Raw genomic sequence first — 15,389 nt, forward strand, 5'->3', positions numbered from 1 at the left:
ATTCTCGTAGTCTTCTTACATGAGACTTCTTCGCTCCCTCGCCGCTGCCGCGCTCACCGCCGGTCTGGTCGTCGCCGCACCGCCGCCGCTCGCCCCCGCCCATGGCACGCCCGACCCGGTCGGCGAGGCCCGGCACGTTCACCAGCGACTGCTGGTCAGTGACTCCGACACCGGCGAGATCGTGGTGGTCGACGACGGCCGGGTGACAGACCGGATCTCGACGCCCGAGGCGCCGATCAGCCTGGCCCGCTCGGCCGACGGCACCCTGGCCTTCGCCCTGCGCGGTCGCGCCGCCGACCGGCATCACGTCAGCATCATCGACACCGCCTACGACGCCGAACATGCCGAGGCCCGGCCGCCCTACGTGGCCCGCACCTGGGTCACCCAGTCGCCCGGCGGGGTCAACCACGCCCGACTCCCGGAGGCGTCCGGGAAGATCGGGATCGCGCTCGAATCGCAGGGCGTCCTGCAGTGGTTCGACCCGAAGAAGCTGACCGGCTTCGAGGATCCCCGTGCCGGCACCACCGATCTCGGCGCCCCCGGCCACTACAGCCTGGTCGTCGCCAAGGCCGCCAACGGTGCGGAGCTGCTGCACGTCGGCAACATCCGCGGCACCGGCCGGGTCGTCGAGATCGCGTCCGGCAGGGTCATTTCCACCGGGACCGGCAGCTGCCCGGCGCTGCACGGTGGCATCCTCACCTCCGACGGCAGCCGTGTCGTCTTCTCCTGCGCCAACGGGCTGCGGGTGGTGCCGGCCGACCCGTCCTCCGGCGGTGAGCAGGCCTTCGTGGCCTACCCGGGCGAGCGCCGCACCGCGGTGATGGTGGCCGGCACCGACGGGGTGCTCTGGGGCAGCACCGGTGGCGCCCTGACCACAGTGCAGCGGATCGACACCACCCTCGGCGTGCCGACGATCACCGAGTTGCCGATCGGACGCCGTGGTCACCAGCGCACCGTGCTACGGGTGGACAGCTCGCCCGACGGCAAGCGGCTCTACGTACTCACCCACCAGGGCTACCTGCAGCTACGAGACGGCAACACCGGTCAGCTGATCCGGGAGCGCCGGGTGATGCCGAAGGTGTCCAAGGACCTGGACGAGACCACTGCGGTGGCGATCATGCCCGATCTCGCCTTCGGTGCCGGCAGTGTGCACCTATCGGTGCCACAGTCCGGGAAGGTGCTCACCTTCTCCGCCGACCTGCTCGGTGGCGTCTACTCCCTGCGGGTCGGCGGCCAGCCAACCCGGATGGTGGTGCTCTCGCCCTGACCCCGCGGGACTCAGGAGCCGGGCACCTGCCACGGGGTCTCGTCGATCTCCTCGTCCTCGATCGGTGCTCGCGCCGTCAGATGGGCTCCGACCGCCCCGAACAGTGCGGCGGGTACCAACAGCAGGCCCCAGGACAGGATCAGCAGCAGGCACAGCACACCGAGCGCGCCGGTGCAGATCCAGGCGATCAGCACCCGGCGACGCCGGACCAGCAGCGGCACCAGGGTCAGTGCGACCGGGATCAGCAGCGGCGGGAACACCAGCCAGCCCAACAGGGTGTACGGCGCCACCCAGGCCACCTCGCCTCGGGCCGGCACCGCGATCAGCGGCATCAGCGCAAAGAAGGCCGAAGCCAGCACGGTGTAGGCCACCGCAGCCCACTGCCACAGCCTTGCCTGTCTCGCCACGCTCACCGGCCCAGTATCGGGCACCGGCACCGCGGTACGCCGGGGACGGTTCTTTTCGGTCCACCTGCCTCCCGCGCCGACCGCTGAACCGAAGGCTCAGGCCAGACCCGGCAGCAGCGCAACCACCACCGCGATCGTCCCGAGACTGGCCAGCGTCGAGAGCGCCACCACGCTGGCCACCAGTTCGGGGTTCGAGCCGTATTCGCGGGCCAGCATGAACGCATTCACCGCGGTCGGCATCGCGCAGGCCAGGATCAGGCTGCTCAGTTCGGGCCCGTCCAGGTGCAGCAGCAGCGCGACCCCGACGGCGAGCATCGGGACGGCGACCACCCGGATCGCCGACGCGAGCAGCACCGGCGCGGACAACCGCAGGCTGGAGCGCTGGCCGAGTTGCAGGCCCAGGGCGATCAGCACCATCGGAATCGCGGCCTGGGCCAGCAACTCGATGCCCCGGCCGATCCCCACCGGCAGCACCCAGCCGCTCGACCGGACGATCAGTCCGGCCAGCAGCGCCCAGGTCACCGGCAGTTTCGCCACCGTCAGTGCCGCGTCGCGCAGGCCGCCGTGCGAACCGAGCAGGGCCGGGCCGACGGTGTACATGACCACCAGCGAGGTGACGAAGATCACCACCGCCTGGTCCAGTCCGGTGCGGCCCAGTGCGAGCAGCGCGATCGGCAGCCCGAAGTTGCCGTTGTTGCCGATCACCACGCTGGCGATCATGGCGCGCCGGGTCGCACCATCTCGTCCCCAGGCCCCGGCGAGCGCGACCAGCCCGGCGAGCGCGGTGACCAGCAGATAGCCCCCGACGAGTTGTACCGCCTGCCCCGAGGACACCTCGGTCTTCATCACGCTGTCGAAGGCCAGGGCCGGGGTCAGCCCGTACAGATTGATCTTGCCGACGGTGTCCATGTCGAGCCGAAAGGCCCGGGCGAGGGCGACTCCCGCCAGTGCGACCAGCACCACCGGCAGGATCACCTCGATCAAGGCAGTGAGAATCGCCACCGCTCGATCGTTTCATCATCGCCGGCCCAGAGCCGGCGGCAACCACCGAACGGGCACCCGCGTGACGACAAGCGGACGGCGAGGCCACTAGGCTTTTCGGCGTCCGAGAGGAGCGGCGATGTCGCAGCACACCAGCCACACCGTCCTGGCCAGCACCGACAGCAGCGCGTTCGCGTCGGTCCGGCAACGCGGCACCACCCGCGACGAGCGTTTCGCGCTGGGCCGCTCGCTACGCGAGAAGGTGCCGATCTCGGCGCTCGGGGTGTGGAACGCGACCCAGGCGCGTCCGGACCCGATCGAGCTGATCAACGCGTCCCACCACGGCCGGATCAAGGAACTGATCCCGATCCGGGTGGGCCGGATGGTGTCGTCGCCGTACGGGTTCTACCGCGGCACCGCGGTGGTGATGGCGTCCGACCTGGCCGCGTTGCCGATCACCGGGATCATGCCGGTGATCTGCGGCGATTCGCACCTGGGCAATTTCGGCTTCTACCGCTCGCCCGAGGGCGAGCAGGTGATCGACCTGAACGATTTCGACGAGGCGCATCCGGGCGCCTGGGAGTGGGACCTGCGCCGGCTGGCCGCCGCGGTCTGGGTGGCCGGACGCGAGAACGGCTACGCCGAGGACGCCATCGCCGACGCCGTCCGGGCCTGCGTGCTCGCCTATCGCGACGAGGTGGCGCTGCTGGCGACCATGCCGCTGATGGCCCGCTCGTACAACCGGCTGGACATCGAACGACTGCACGAGACGGCCACCGAGAAGGACCTGCGCGACGAGATCAGGCGGGCCGGGAAGATCGCCCGCAAGCGCACCTCGGACCGGGCGCTGCCCCGGTTCACCGATTCCACGGCCGGCGGCGAGCGCCGGATCGTCGAGGAGCTGCCGCTGATCCGGTCGGTGCGCGGCGAGGAGTACGACCAGTTGGCCGAGGGACTGGACGCCTACCTGGAGACCCTGGCCCCGCACTGGCGGCGGGTGGTCGCCGGCTACACCCTGGTCGACATCGCGCACAAGGTGGTCGGCGTCGGCTCGGTCGGCCTGCGCGCGTATGTGGCCTTGCTGGAGGGCAGTTCACCGGACGACGTGCTGTTCCTGCAGCTCAAGCAGGCACGACGCTCGGTGCTGGCCCGGTTCGTCCACGGCGACAACGCCTGGCACGCCCACCAGGGCCAGCGGGTGGTCGAGTACCAGCAGGCACTGCAGACCGTGTCGGATCCGCTGCTGGGCTGGACGGAGGTGGACGGGCGACAGTATTACGTCCGGCAGTTCCGCAACATGAAGGGCACGGTGCCGCTGGACGGCCTGACCGCGACCGCGCTGGCCGACTACGCCGGCATCGTCGGCCACCTGCTGGCCAAGGGCCACGCGCGGACCTCCGGGGCGTCGATGATCGCCGGCTACCTCGGCGGCGGCGAGAAGGCCGCGAAGGCGTTCTCGCGGTTCGCCCGGCTCTACGCCGACCAGACCGAGGCCGACCACGCCGCCCTGGTGAAGGCAGCCCGGGACGGCCGGATCCCGGTCGCCGACGGCGCCCTGGCCGCGATGGGCTCGGCCTTCCGTCCCGGCGGCTGAGGAGCCTGTGACAGCTGTCATCGCCAACCGGTGACAGCGCCCTCTGAGCGAAACGGACGGCACGCGGCACCGTTGAGCCATGGACGCAATCACCCTCACCGGACTCACCAAGACCTACGGCGGGCTGACCGCGGTCGACGGGCTCGACCTCGCCGTGCCGGCCGGTCAGATCATGGCCCTGCTCGGGCCCAACGGCGCCGGCAAGTCGACCACCACCGAGATGGTGCTGGGCCTGACAAAGCCGGACGCCGGCACCGTCGCGGTCTTCGGTGCCGATCCGATCAGAGCGATGCGCCGCGGCGACGTCGGTGCCATGCTGCAGAACGGCGTCCTGCTCTGGGACGTGCCGGTGCGCCGGCTGCTCACCCTGATGCACGGCCTGTACGCCCACCCGCTGCCGCTGGACGAGGTGATCGAGCGCGCCGACCTGACCTCGATCCTGAAGAGCAACACCAACAAGCTCTCCGGCGGGCAGGCGCAGCGCGTCCGGTTCGCGCTGGCGATGATGGCCGACCCGAGGCTGCTGATCCTGGACGAGCCGACCGTCGGCATGGACGTGGACGCCCGTCGCGCCTTCTGGGCGACGATGCAGACCCTCACCGCCGAGGGCCGGACCGTCGTCTTCGCCACCCACTACCTCGACGAGGCGGACGAGTTCGCCGACCGGATCGTGGTGCTCAACGACGGCCGCATCGTCGCCGACGGCACCGGCAGCCAGATCAAGGCGGTCGTCGGTGGACGCCGGATCGGCTTCACCGGACCGGCCGGTGACTACGCCGGACTGCCCGGGGTCGCCGCTCAGGAGCGCCACGGTGCGCGCACCCTGCTGATCAGCACCGATTCCGACGCCACCCTGCGGGCGCTGCTCGCCGACCCGTCCGTCGCCGACGTCGAGGTCAGCTCTCCCAGCCTCGAGGACGCCTTCGTCTCACTGGTTTCGTGAGCAATGCCGCCCACACCGCTGGTTGAGCCTGTCGCGCCCCCTGGTCAGCACGGGTCTCGACAAGCTCGACCGACTCAACCCTTGAAGGACACACCATGACCACCCTCACTACCGACATCGCTCACACGCCCGGGACTTCGGCCCGCGACACCCGAGGCTCCGGTGCGGCGCAGCGCTTCCTGCACTACACCGCCCAGAGCATCCTCATCCAGGTGCGCGACTGGGCCTTCCTCGGCTTCATCATCGCGATGCCGACGACGATCTACCTGTTCTTCTCAGGTGTGTACGGCGGCCAAGGCACCGCCTCCGGGGTCGAGGTCGCCGCGGTGATGATGGTGATGATGGCCACCTACGGCGGTCTGGGGGCCGCGATGAACGCCGGCTCGCAGATCCAGTCGGAACGCTCCTCGGGCTGGTTCCGGCAGCTGATGGTGACCTCGCTCACCCCCGCCCAGTTCGTGCTGGCGAAGGTCAGCGCCGCCGTGGCTGTGCTGGTCCCGGCGATCGGCATGGTCTTCCTGGCCGGTGCTGCCCGCGGCGTCCGGCTGGACGCCGGCAGCTGGGCGGCGTCCCTCGGCCTGATCCTCGCCGCACTGCTGCCGATGATCGTCTTCGGCCTGGTCATCGCGCTGTGGTTCAAGCCGCAAACGGCGACCGCGGTGACCACCCTGACCATGATGGCGCTGGCCATGCTCGGCGGATTGTGGTTTCCGCTGGAACTGATGCCGAGCGCGATGCAGGCGGTCGGGCGGCTGCTGCCGTCCTACTGGGCCAGCCAGATCGGGGCTTGGCCGCTGGTCGGCGGCGACTTCCCCTGGCAGGGCGTGCTCGTGCTGGTGGTCTGGCTGGCGGTGCTGGTCGGCGTCGGCGCACTCGGCTACCGTCGGGCCGTCCGCATCTCGCGGCGTTGACCCCGTCCCGCGACCACACATGAGCTCATGACTGACCAGACCGGCCTGCAGGCCCCGGGCCTCGTCCCCGGGGCCTGCGACCTGCCCTGGTACCGGCGGGCGTTCGCCCAGGGCGCCGGCTACATCCTGCCCAGCTGCGTGTTCGCCTTCATCCCGATCGCCTACGCCTGGGACGCCGGGCCTGCCTTGGTCACGCTGGTGACATTGAACTGCCTGGCCATCGTCGCCTTCTTCATCGGCAGCACCCTGGTGATGCACTGGCCCGAGTACGGCCGCTGGCTGTGGCTGGCCGGCCTGATCGGCGCAATCCTGGTGCTGGGTGTCTTCCCCGAGTCGCGGCCGCTCTACTTCGCGCCGTTCGTCACCTGCGCCGCGGTGACGCTGATCGCCTGGCGGCACGCGCTGATCGTGGTGATCGCCACGACGGTGATCGGCATCGGGTTCTCACTGCTCCGGGGTGACCTGTTCGGCGTGGTGATGGTGCTGATGGGCCTGGCGATCGCTCTGACCGTGGGCATCGGCATCCGCTACGACGCCGCCCGCGCGGCGCTGCGGAAGGCCGAAGAACGCACCGCGGTACTGGCCGTCGCCGCCGAACGGGAGCGGATCGGACGCGACCTGCACGACATCCTGGGCCACTCGCTGACCACGATCGCGGTCAAGGCCGACCTGGCGCAGCGGCTCGCCTCCCGCGATCCCGATGCGACCGCCGTCCAGATCGGTGAGATCGCCGCCATCGCCCGGCAGTCTCTCAAGGACGTCCGAGCGACCGCCGCCGGGATGCGCGAGGTGCGGCTGGCGTCCGAGATCGCCGCCGCCCGCTCGGTGCTGACCGCGGCCGGCATCGAGTGCCGGGCACCGGTCGCGCTGCCGGTGATCGGCGACGCCGACAGCGAGTTGCTCGGCTATGCGGTGCGTGAGGCGGTGACGAACGTCGTCCGGCACTCGCGGGCAACCAGCTGCACGATCGAGGCGGACGCCGGGCACGTCACGGTCACCGACGACGGTCGCGGATTCACCGGTGCGCGCGACGGCAGCGGGTTGGCCGGCCTGCGCAGCCGGGTCGAGCAGGCCGGCGGCACCTTCGATGTGCGGGCCTCGTCCAACGGCACGGTGCTGAGTGTGCGACTCGCCGTCCGGACACCCGAAGGAGCCCGATGATCCGCGTACTGCTCGCCGACGACCAGGAGATGATCCGGACGGCGCTGGCCACCACCCTCGGCCTGGAGGACGACCTCGACGTGGTCGGGCAGGCCGGCACCTGCGCGACGGCCGTCTCCGAGGCGGCGGCCACCCGCCCGGACGTGGTGCTGCTCGACGTCCAGATGCCCACCGGCGGACTGCCTGGTGAGGATGGCCTGGACGCCATCGGTCCGCTGCTGGCCGCCGCGCCCGGCGTCCGGGTGCTGGTGGTGACCACCTTCGGTCGTCCCGGCTACCTGCGCCGCGCGCTGGAGGCGGGCGCGCTCGGCTTCATGGTGAAGGATGCCCCGATCGAGCGGCTGCTGGAGGGCATCCGCCGGGTCAGCCAGGGCCTGCGGCAGGTCGACCCCGAACTGGCCGCGGCGAGCCTGAGCCTAGGGGCGTCGCCGCTGACCGAACGCGAGGCGCAGGTACTGGCGGCCAGCATCGGTGGCGCCGCCACCGCCGAGATCGCCGCCGCCGTCTTCCTCTCCGAGGGCACCGTGCGGAACTATCTGAGCGCGGCGATCGGCAAGCTCGGCGCCCGCAACCGCGCCGAGGCGATCCGCACCGCGCTGGACAACGGCTGGATCTGACCCCGCACCGAGCGGACGGTAGTGCCAGCACTACCCCGATATTCGTCCGGTCGCCATTCGGCGGCTCACAGCTGACACCTAGGGTTGCCGCATGACCGCGACTTTGCCCGCTCCCACTACGGATGTCATTGCCCGCGCCGTGGGCCTGACCAAGACCTACGGCACCGGCGACGCCCAGGTGCACGCCTTGGCCGGCGTCGATCTGGCGCTGCGCCGCGGGTCGTTCACCGCGATCATGGGGCCGTCCGGATCGGGCAAGTCGACGCTGATGCACTGCCTGGCCGGGCTGGACGCCTCGACGTCCGGGCAGATCTGGCTGGGCGGCACCGAGATCACCGGCCTGGACGACCGGCGGCTCACCCAGCTGCGCCGCGACTCGGTCGGTTTCGTCTTCCAGGCGTTCAACCTGCTGCCGACGCTGACCGCCAAGGAGAACATCCTGCTGCCGCTCGACCTGGCCGGACGCCGGGTCGAGGCGTCCGAGTTCGACGCGATCGTGGCCTCGCTGAAGCTCACCGACCGGCTCGGTCACCTGCCGTCCCAGCTGTCCGGCGGCCAGCAGCAGCGGGTCGCGATCGCCCGTGCACTGATCACCAAACCGCAGGTGCTGTTCGCCGACGAACCGACCGGTGCGCTCGACTCGCGCACCGGCCACGAACTGCTGGACCATCTGCGCTCGGCCAGCCGCGAGCTGGGCCAGACCATCGTGATGGTCACCCACGACCCGAACGCCGCCGGCTACGCCGACCGGGCGGTCATCCTCTCCGACGGCCGGATCGTCGACGATCTGGACGCCCCCACCTCCGACACGGTGCTGGACGCCATGCGGAAGCTGGGTGCCTGATGCTGCGGCAAGTGCTGCGGGAGTTGCGGTTCCACCCCTCCCGCTTCGTCGCCACGGTGATCGCCATCGCGATCAGCGTGGCCTTCATGGCCGGCTCGTCGATCCTGGTCGCCACCGAGACCAACGGCTTGCAGCGCCTCCAGTCGCTGCCGATCTCGACCGCGGACGTGGTGGTCACCCTCGGCCCGGACGCCGACCGCGCCGCGGTGGCCAAAGCCCTGACCGGCATCCGCGGGTCCCAGGCCGCCGAACCCAGCCTGAGCATGACCACCACGCTGCGCAACGGCCGCGCGACGGCGTTGACCGGGCTGATCGTGTTGCCGTCCGAGCCGCTGCGCTGGTCCCGGGTCACCGAGGGACGCTGGCCGCAGACCGCTGGTGAGCTGGCGCTGAGCCGGGACGCCGCCAAGGGCTTGCAGGCGCGGATCGGCGATCGGCTGGAGACCGGCTCCACCGACGTCACCTTCACCGTGGTCGGGCTCACCGACGAGCCGAAGTCGCTGTTCCTGCAGACCGGCTACGTCGCGCCGGCCACCTTCGCCGCCTCGGGCGACGACCCGGCTCAGAACGCCGAAACCTGGATCATCAAGGCCTCACCCGGCACCGACCCGGCCGCCCTGGCCCAGACCGTCAGCGCCGCGCTCGGCAAAGTCTCCGACGTGCAGGTGCAACCGGCGGAGCAGATGCGCGCCGAGTCGCTGAAGAAGCTGACCGGTGAGTTCGACGCCTTCCGCAATCTGCTCTGGGCGTTCGCGGCGATCGCCGCAGTCGTCGGCATGATCACCATCGCCAACACCTTCACCATCCTGCTGGCGCAGCGCCGCCGGCAGATCGGGCTGCTCCGCGCGGTCGGCGCGAGCGGCGCCCAGATCCGGCGGCGCTACCTGCTCGAAGCACTCGCCCTGGGCGTGATCGGCTCGGTGCTCGGCCTGCTCGCCGGTGCCGGACTGGCGGCGATCGGGTCGTCGCTGACCGGCTCGCTGTACTGGGGGCTGGCCCTTCCCGGTGCCGACCTCTCGGTCGCCTTCGGCGTGGGCGTCGCGATCACCGTGCTGGCCGCGGTGCTGCCGGTGCTGCGCGGCACCCGGGTGCGGCCGTTGGAGGCGCTGCAGCCCGAGCCGGCGTCCGACGAGAAGCGCCGGGCGGGCATCGTCCGCGGCGTGCTCTGCGGGCTGCTGGTGGTGGGCGGCGTCGCCGCCGGGGTGTTCGGCCTGAGCACCAGCGCCGCGCTGCAGATCGCGATCGCGGGGAGTGCGCTGGTGGCGATCGGCGTGCTGTTCGGTGCCCCGCTGTTCGTGCCCGGTCTGCTGCGGCTGGTTGGTCTGCTCGTGCGCGGCTTTGGGGTCACCCCGCGGCTGGCGGCGCAGAATGCCGTCCGGAATCCGCGGCGGGCGTCCACCACGGCGACCGCGCTGATGCTGGCGGTCGGGCTGATCGTCACCCTGCAGGTCGGCACGGCGAGTGCCCGCGCCACCATGCTCGACCAGATCGACCGGCAGCGTCCGGTGGACATCTCGGTCAGCACCTGGGGCGCCACCAAGTCGTTGCCCGGCGAGCTGGTCGGTCAGCTGCGGCGGGTCTCCGGGGTGGACGGCGCGGCGGCGCTGCCGTCCGCATCCGCCGACCTCACCGGTGCTGCCGACGACTCCTACCAGGGAATGACCGTGCTCGGCTACGGTCCGGACGCCGCCACGGTCGCGGCCGACGCGCCGGCCGTGATCGCCGACGACCAGATCTACGTCTCGGACAACTGGAACGAGTTGAAGGACGGCCAGCAGGTCGGGCTGAAGGGCCACACCGGCAGCCTGCGGCTGAAGGTGGTGAAATCGCCGATCGTGCCGCTCGGCCAGGCGATGGTGTCCCCGGCGAACCTCAATCGGCTCGGCTCCGTGGTCCCGGACGCCATGCTGTGGCTGTCGGTGCCGAACCGGGCCGACGCCGTGGCCGCCGCCACCGCGGTTTCGGAGCTGACCAACGGCGAGCAGTACGAGGTGACCGGGGCGATCATCGAGGCGGTCGCGATGGAATCCGTGCTCAACGTGCTGCTGGCCATCACCACCGCACTGCTCGGCGTCGCGGTACTGATCGCGCTGATCGGGGTGAGCAACACCCTCGGGTTGTCGGTGCTGGAGCGCACCCGTGAGTCGGCACTGATGCGAGCACTCGGCCTGCAGGCCCGTTCACTACGGCTGATGCTGCTGATCGAAGCCCTGCTGCTGGCCGTGGTCGGCGTCGCCGTCGGGGTCGTCTCCGGCATCTACTTCGGCTGGCTGGGTGCCACCGCACTGGCCAAGCAGGTCGCCGCAGACGTCCGGCTGGTCGTCGATCTGCCGCTCACCCTGGGCATGGTGGCGATCGCCATCCTGGCCGCCGCGCTGGCCTCCGTGCTGCCCGGACGCCGGGCCGCGAAGGCGTCCCCGACCGAAGCCCTGGCCGACATCTGAGGCTTGTTCAACCGAACGGTTGACAACGTCAAGCCACCGCCGTACGGTTTATTCAACCAAACGGTTGAAGAGAGAAGCCCATGACGGATCAGCTCGATGCGGCCTTCGCGGCCCTGTCCGATCCCACCCGGCGCGACCTGGTCGCCCGGCTGGCGATCGGGGACGCGACGGTCGGCGAGTTGGCCGCCCCGTACGACATGACCATCCAGGCGATCTCCAAGCACCTGAACGTGTTGGCGGCCGCCGGGCTGGTCAGCAAGCGCCCACAGGCCCAGCGCCGGCTCGTCCATCTCGAGGCGGACGCTCTGCGCCGGCTCACCGACTGGGTCGGGCACTTCGCCGACCTGGCCGAGCAGCGTTACTCGCGCCTGGACGACGTCCTGGCCTCACTCACCGAGACCACACCCGAAGAAGGGAACCCATCATGACCGAGCACATCACCACCGCCACCATCGAGGCCGACCCGGTCGTCCCGGTGATCCACATCACCCGCGACTTCCACGCCACCCCAGCCCAGGTGATCCGCGCCCACGTCGACCCGGAGCTGTTCACCCAGTGGGTCGGCCCCAATTACCGGACCATCGCAATCGACCACTGGGACGCCCGCACCGGCGGCAGCTGGCGCTACACCGACAGCACCGACGAAGACGTCCAGGCCTTCCGTGGCTGCTTCCACGAGATCGGCGAGAACCGGATCGTGCAGACCTTCACCTGGGAGGGCATGCCTGAGGGCGTCGCCCTGGAGACGATGACCGCGACCGACCTCGGCGACGGCTGGACGCGGCTGCACGCCGCCTCGCTGACCGACAGCTTCGAGGGCCGGGACGCCTGGCTCGCCTCGGGCATGGAGGTCGGGGTCAACGACGGCTACGCCAAGCTCGACGCACTGCTGGCCCGATGAGCCGTGCAGAGATGAGCGGCGAAGCCGAGCGCCACCGCCGCTACGCGGCCCGCTTCGCCGAGGTGGTGGCCGGCGTCACCGACTGGGACGCGCCCACTCCGGTCAAGGAGTGGGCCGCCCGGGACGTGGTGGCCCACCTGATCGACTGGTTCCCCGGCTTCCTGGAAGCCGGCACCGGCATCGCCCTGGCCGGTGTCCCGGACGCCGACCCGGCCGGCGCCTGGGACGCCCGCCGCGCCGACATCCAGGCCCTGCTCGACGACCCGGCCACCGCCGGCGGCAGCTACCGCAGCCGGATGTTCGGCGAACTCTCCGTGGCCGAGGCGATCGACCGCTTCTACACCACCGACATCTTCATGCACACCTGGGATCTGGCCCGCTCGGCCGGGCTCGACGACACCCTGGACGAAGCCGTCTGCGCCGAGCTGCTGGCCGGGATGGAGCAGCTGAGCGAGGTGATCCGCAGCTCCGGGCAGTTCGGCGACCAGCAGGACGTGCCGGCGGAGGCGTCCGCGCAGCAGCGGCTGATCGCCTTCATCGGACGCGATCCGCGCTGGCGTCCGGGCCCGGACTGAGAACCCGGCAGGGCCGCGCCCGGGCGAACCGGCTGGCCGGTGCCGACGACGTTCCCGGACGTTGTCGCACGATCAGCGGTTGATTGTTAGGCTTGCCTAAGTTTCCAGCCGGACTCGGTGCTGGGGATGGCGAACGAGGAGTGAGATGACACAGAACGTGACCCGGCCGCAGGCCGGCAGACGGTCGATCCGGCTGATCGCGACCGCGGCGGCGGTGGCGCTGCTCGGCGGCGGCCTGCTGGCCCAACCGAGCGCACAGGCAGCGCCGCGGCCCGAGGCCGGCAACGGCACGCTGGCCATCGCCAAGGCCACGGTGACCCCCGGCGGCACGATCATCCTCACCGGCACCGGGTTCGATCCGCGTCCGACCGGAGGTTTCCTCTCCTACAAGCTCAACGACGGCGCCCTGGCGTTCACCTCCGGCAAGCCCGACGCGACGGTGGACGCCAGCGGCACGGTGACCACCACGAAGGCGGCGAACCTGCCCAACGCGTCCGGCTCGTTCTCGGTGAAGCTCACCGTGCCGAAGACACTGGAACCCAACCCGGACGGCACCGCGTACTGGGTGCGGCTGCTGGCCGGCAACGACGGTGGCAGCCTGGCCTCCAAGTACGTCCACTTCACCGTGGTCAGGTTCAGTTCGGCGACCAAGGCTTCGTTCAATTCCAAGACCAAGAAGAAGTCGTCCAAAGGAACCGCGAAGGTGACGGTGAGCACTGCCGACAGCTCGCGGCCGACCGGAGCGGTGAGCATCCTGGACGGCACCAAGACCATCGCCAAGGGCACCCTGGCCAGCAAGCACAAGGGCGTTCTGTCGCTGAAGTTGCCGAAGCTGAAGAAGGGCAAGCACACCCTGACCGTCCAGTACGCCGGCACCAGCAGGGTCAACGCGAGCTCGAAGGCCTACAAGATCACCGTCAAGTAGGCCGACGGGCGGCGGTGAAACCCGGTTTCACCAGGCGATTCACCGCCGCCCGCAGCGTCGCCTCGGCCGCCGCGACCTCGACCCGGCCGAGCAGCACGTGCACGGTGAGCCCGTCGACCAGCGCCTGCAGTTCAGCGGCCGCGGCGGTCGCGCCACCGTCCACCCGGTGCCCGATCGCCGCCAGCGCGGTGAGCAACTCGACCAGCAGCCGGTTCAGGTCGCGGTAGAGGATGCCCTGGGCATCGGCGATCGCCCGGTCGCTGATCGCCTGACCGACGAACGCCAGCCACACCTCGGACGCCCGGCGGCTCCGTTCGTCGGTCGGCAGCACGGCGGCCAGCACACCGGCCAGCGCGTCCAGTGGTGCTGCCGTGGCGTCGACCGATCGGACGCGCTCCTCGATCACCGTGCCGACCCGCTGCGCCGCGGCGTCCAGGATCGCCTCCCTGGTCGGCAGGTAGTGCCGGACCGCCCCGCTCGACCAGCCGCTGCGCTCGGCCAGCCGGCGGATCGTGACCCCGGCCAGGCCGTCCTCGGCGATCAGCTGCCAGGCGGCGTCGACCAGTTCGTCGCGCCGCTGTCCGTGGTTCACCATCCGGGGCATGCCGCAGTTGTAGCACAGCCGTGCGAACTTGCCGCAACTCGCACACTCGTGCTACAAAGCTATTCAGCACGTCCGTGCGGAATAGGAGCTCGCGATGGATCCCTGGATCACCCTGGTGGCGGCCGGTGCCTTCGAGGTCGGCTTCACCACCTGCCTCAAGCTCGAGGAACGCAGCAAATGGTTCATCGTGCCGTTCCTGGTCTGCGCGGGGATCAGCTTCACCCTGCTGTCGCAGGCGATGGAGACCGTTCCGCTCGGCACCGCGTACGCGGTCTGGACCGGGATCGGCGCGGTCGGCACCGTACTCGTCGGGGCGTGGGCGTTCGGCGAACGACTGCAGCCCGCCCAACTCGCCCTGCTCGGTGCCGTGGTGGCGATGATCATCGGGCTGAAGGTGCTGGGATGAAGGTGCGGCCGATGAACGGCTGGCTGTGGCTGATGATCGCCGGCGCCTTCGAGATCGGGATGACCACGGCGCTCAAGCTCGAGCAACAGGACTCGCGATTCCTCTGGGTGTTCCTGGCCTGCGCAGTCGCCGGCTTCGAGTGCCTGGCGAAGGCGATCAAGACGATCCCACTCGGCCTGGCCTACGCGATCTGGACGGGCATCGGCGCCGTCGGCACCGTGGTGATCGGAGCGCTGGCCTTCGGCGATCCGCTCGGACCGGTTCGGGTGCTGTTGTTGACCGGACTGGTCGCGGCGATGATCGGGCTCAAACTGGTCGGCGCCGGCAAGACCGGCGACGGCTGACCCGCAGCCGCTCCGACCCGTGGCAGGATGCGGTCTACCCTGCTGGAAGGTAGCCCCGATGCGCCGCTCGGTTCTGGTTCTGCTCCTCGTCGCCGGCCTCGCCGGATGTCTGCGGCCACCGGTGCCGCCGGCCACCCCCAGCGGATCACCCACGCCGGTGACGTCCCCCGCCGACGCCCCGCGCCCGGGTCCAGGGTCGTCCGAGCCGGGCACGCCGGCGGCCTCGACACCGTCGGTGGCCGGCGCGATCGATGTGGCCCGCTACGAGGTCGCGGACTTCGCGACCCCGTCGGGACGGATCTGGTGCGGCCTGCAGGCGAGCATCGCGCTGTGCCACTTCCCATTCGGCGACTTCCAGGGCAAGATCCCGGACTCGGAACAGGCCTGTCCCGGCGAGGGACTCGACGTCACCGGCATCGAGGTGACCTCAGCCGGTAGCAGGTACTTCTGCCAGCGGTGACCCCT

Annotated in this window: 18 protein-coding genes; 15 read left to right on the plus strand and 3 right to left on the minus strand. The window is 70.6% G+C overall.

Annotated elements, in window-relative coordinates; translation table 11 throughout:
- The first annotated feature begins 19 nt into the window (after window positions 1-19).
- On the plus strand, window positions 20-1,267 hold the full coding sequence (locus QM711_RS09055) for a hypothetical protein (protein ID WP_415098458.1): 1,248 nt from the start codon (window positions 20-22) through the stop codon (window positions 1,265-1,267).
- 11 nt (window positions 1,268-1,278) lie between these two features.
- On the opposite strand, the gene QM711_RS09060 is transcribed toward QM711_RS09055, so the two are convergent.
- Together QM711_RS09060 and QM711_RS09065 are read right to left on the minus strand one after the other, a co-directional pair.
- Window positions 1,279-1,680, minus strand: a complete 402-nt coding sequence (locus QM711_RS09060) for a hypothetical protein (RefSeq protein ID WP_415098460.1) — start codon at window positions 1,678-1,680, stop codon at window positions 1,279-1,281.
- A 90-nt stretch (window positions 1,681-1,770) separates the two neighbouring features.
- On the minus strand, window positions 1,771-2,676 hold the full coding sequence (locus tag QM711_RS09065; RefSeq protein ID WP_415098462.1) for an AEC family transporter: 906 nt from the start codon (window positions 2,674-2,676) through the stop codon (window positions 1,771-1,773).
- 118 nt (window positions 2,677-2,794) lie between these two features.
- Between QM711_RS09065 and QM711_RS09070 the strand changes: the two genes are divergently transcribed.
- The 11 genes from QM711_RS09070 to QM711_RS09120 all read left to right on the plus strand — a co-directional run bounded on the left by QM711_RS09070 (window position 2,795) and on the right by QM711_RS09120 (window position 13,570).
- The gene (locus tag QM711_RS09070; protein WP_415098464.1) at window positions 2,795-4,249 is read left to right on the plus strand and encodes a DUF2252 domain-containing protein; all 1,455 of its coding nucleotides are present in this window, start codon (window positions 2,795-2,797) and stop codon (window positions 4,247-4,249) included.
- Between the two features lie 79 nt (window positions 4,250-4,328).
- Entirely contained in the window at window positions 4,329-5,192 is an 864-nt protein-coding gene (locus tag QM711_RS09075; protein WP_415098466.1) for an ABC transporter ATP-binding protein, read from the plus strand.
- 95 nt (window positions 5,193-5,287) lie between these two features.
- A complete protein-coding gene (locus QM711_RS09080; protein WP_415098468.1) occupies window positions 5,288-6,103 on the plus strand; it encodes an ABC transporter permease in 816 nt (271 codons plus the stop codon).
- Window positions 6,104-6,130: 27 nt separating this feature from the next.
- The gene (locus tag QM711_RS09085; RefSeq protein WP_415098470.1) at window positions 6,131-7,264 is read left to right on the plus strand and encodes a sensor histidine kinase; all 1,134 of its coding nucleotides are present in this window, start codon (window positions 6,131-6,133) and stop codon (window positions 7,262-7,264) included.
- Window positions 7,261-7,881: a response regulator gene (locus tag QM711_RS09090; RefSeq protein WP_415098472.1), complete on the plus strand. Its 621-nt coding sequence runs from the start codon at window positions 7,261-7,263 to the stop codon at window positions 7,879-7,881. The genes QM711_RS09085 and QM711_RS09090 overlap by 4 nt, the downstream gene beginning before the upstream one ends.
- 91 nt (window positions 7,882-7,972) lie before the next feature.
- Complete coding sequence (locus QM711_RS09095; RefSeq protein ID WP_415098474.1) at window positions 7,973-8,725, plus strand: ABC transporter ATP-binding protein; 753 nt, start codon at window positions 7,973-7,975, stop codon at window positions 8,723-8,725.
- A complete protein-coding gene (locus QM711_RS09100) occupies window positions 8,725-11,169 on the plus strand; it encodes an FtsX-like permease family protein (protein WP_415098476.1) in 2,445 nt (814 codons plus the stop codon). Before QM711_RS09095 ends, QM711_RS09100 begins: the two co-directional genes overlap by 1 nt.
- Window positions 11,170-11,249: 80 nt before the next feature.
- The gene (locus QM711_RS09105; protein ID WP_415098478.1) at window positions 11,250-11,597 is read left to right on the plus strand and encodes an ArsR/SmtB family transcription factor; all 348 of its coding nucleotides are present in this window, start codon (window positions 11,250-11,252) and stop codon (window positions 11,595-11,597) included.
- Window positions 11,594-12,070 carry an SRPBCC domain-containing protein gene (locus QM711_RS09110; protein ID WP_415098480.1) on the plus strand — a complete coding sequence of 159 codons (477 nt, stop codon included), beginning with the start codon at window positions 11,594-11,596 and terminating at the stop codon, window positions 12,068-12,070. Before QM711_RS09105 ends, QM711_RS09110 begins: the two co-directional genes overlap by 4 nt.
- Window positions 12,067-12,645: a TIGR03086 family metal-binding protein gene (locus QM711_RS09115; RefSeq protein WP_415098482.1), complete on the plus strand. Its 579-nt coding sequence runs from the start codon at window positions 12,067-12,069 to the stop codon at window positions 12,643-12,645. Before QM711_RS09110 ends, QM711_RS09115 begins: the two co-directional genes overlap by 4 nt.
- A 145-nt stretch (window positions 12,646-12,790) precedes the next feature.
- Entirely contained in the window at window positions 12,791-13,570 is a 780-nt protein-coding gene (locus tag QM711_RS09120) for an Ig-like domain repeat protein (protein ID WP_415098484.1), read from the plus strand.
- On the opposite strand, the gene QM711_RS09125 is transcribed toward QM711_RS09120, so the two are convergent.
- Window positions 13,563-14,174 (minus strand): TetR/AcrR family transcriptional regulator, encoded by a 612-nt coding sequence (locus QM711_RS09125; RefSeq protein WP_415098486.1) that lies wholly within the window; start codon window positions 14,172-14,174, stop codon window positions 13,563-13,565. The genes QM711_RS09120 and QM711_RS09125 overlap by 8 nt on opposite strands.
- 94 nt (window positions 14,175-14,268) lie before the next feature.
- Between QM711_RS09125 and QM711_RS09130 the strand changes: the two genes are divergently transcribed.
- The 3 genes from QM711_RS09130 to QM711_RS09140 are packed head-to-tail and all read left to right on the plus strand — an operon-like array spanning window position 14,269 to window position 15,384.
- Window positions 14,269-14,580 carry a DMT family transporter gene (locus QM711_RS09130; RefSeq protein ID WP_415098488.1) on the plus strand — a complete coding sequence of 104 codons (312 nt, stop codon included), beginning with the start codon at window positions 14,269-14,271 and terminating at the stop codon, window positions 14,578-14,580.
- Window positions 14,577-14,924, plus strand: coding sequence for a DMT family transporter (locus QM711_RS09135; protein ID WP_415098490.1), 348 nt, complete (start codon window positions 14,577-14,579; stop codon window positions 14,922-14,924). The genes QM711_RS09130 and QM711_RS09135 overlap by 4 nt, the downstream gene beginning before the upstream one ends.
- Before the next feature lie 58 nt (window positions 14,925-14,982).
- Window positions 14,983-15,384, plus strand: coding sequence for a hypothetical protein (locus QM711_RS09140; RefSeq protein ID WP_415098492.1), 402 nt, complete (start codon window positions 14,983-14,985; stop codon window positions 15,382-15,384).
- The last annotated feature ends 5 nt before the right edge of the window (window positions 15,385-15,389 follow it).

Origin of the sequence: Micropruina sp. (assembly GCF_047602385.1) — a bacterium.
Classification (GTDB): Bacteria; Actinomycetota; Actinomycetes; order Propionibacteriales; family Propionibacteriaceae; genus Micropruina.

Excerpts from the sequence above, each read along its gene's own strand:
- QM711_RS09055 (WP_415098458.1), top strand. The coding sequence starts at position 20 with ATGAGACTTCTTCGCTCCCTCGCCGCTGCCGCGCTCACCGCCGGTCTG.
- QM711_RS09070 (WP_415098464.1), top strand. The coding sequence starts at position 2,795 with ATGTCGCAGCACACCAGCCACACCGTCCTGGCCAGCACCGACAGCAGC.
- QM711_RS09075 (WP_415098466.1), top strand. The coding sequence starts at position 4,329 with ATGGACGCAATCACCCTCACCGGACTCACCAAGACCTACGGCGGGCTG.
- QM711_RS09080 (WP_415098468.1), top strand. The coding sequence starts at position 5,288 with ATGACCACCCTCACTACCGACATCGCTCACACGCCCGGGACTTCGGCC.
- QM711_RS09085 (WP_415098470.1), top strand. The coding sequence starts at position 6,131 with ATGACTGACCAGACCGGCCTGCAGGCCCCGGGCCTCGTCCCCGGGGCC.
- QM711_RS09090 (WP_415098472.1), top strand. The coding sequence starts at position 7,261 with ATGATCCGCGTACTGCTCGCCGACGACCAGGAGATGATCCGGACGGCG.
- QM711_RS09095 (WP_415098474.1), top strand. The coding sequence starts at position 7,973 with ATGACCGCGACTTTGCCCGCTCCCACTACGGATGTCATTGCCCGCGCC.
- QM711_RS09100 (WP_415098476.1), top strand. The coding sequence starts at position 8,725 with ATGCTGCGGCAAGTGCTGCGGGAGTTGCGGTTCCACCCCTCCCGCTTC.
- QM711_RS09105 (WP_415098478.1), top strand. The coding sequence starts at position 11,250 with ATGACGGATCAGCTCGATGCGGCCTTCGCGGCCCTGTCCGATCCCACC.
- QM711_RS09110 (WP_415098480.1), top strand. The coding sequence starts at position 11,594 with ATGACCGAGCACATCACCACCGCCACCATCGAGGCCGACCCGGTCGTC.
- QM711_RS09115 (WP_415098482.1), top strand. The coding sequence starts at position 12,067 with ATGAGCCGTGCAGAGATGAGCGGCGAAGCCGAGCGCCACCGCCGCTAC.
- QM711_RS09120 (WP_415098484.1), top strand. The coding sequence starts at position 12,791 with ATGACACAGAACGTGACCCGGCCGCAGGCCGGCAGACGGTCGATCCGG.
- QM711_RS09125 (WP_415098486.1), bottom strand. The coding sequence starts at position 14,174 with ATGCCCCGGATGGTGAACCACGGACAGCGGCGCGACGAACTGGTCGAC.
- QM711_RS09130 (WP_415098488.1), top strand. The coding sequence starts at position 14,269 with ATGGATCCCTGGATCACCCTGGTGGCGGCCGGTGCCTTCGAGGTCGGC.
- QM711_RS09135 (WP_415098490.1), top strand. The coding sequence starts at position 14,577 with ATGAAGGTGCGGCCGATGAACGGCTGGCTGTGGCTGATGATCGCCGGC.
- QM711_RS09140 (WP_415098492.1), top strand. The coding sequence starts at position 14,983 with ATGCGCCGCTCGGTTCTGGTTCTGCTCCTCGTCGCCGGCCTCGCCGGA.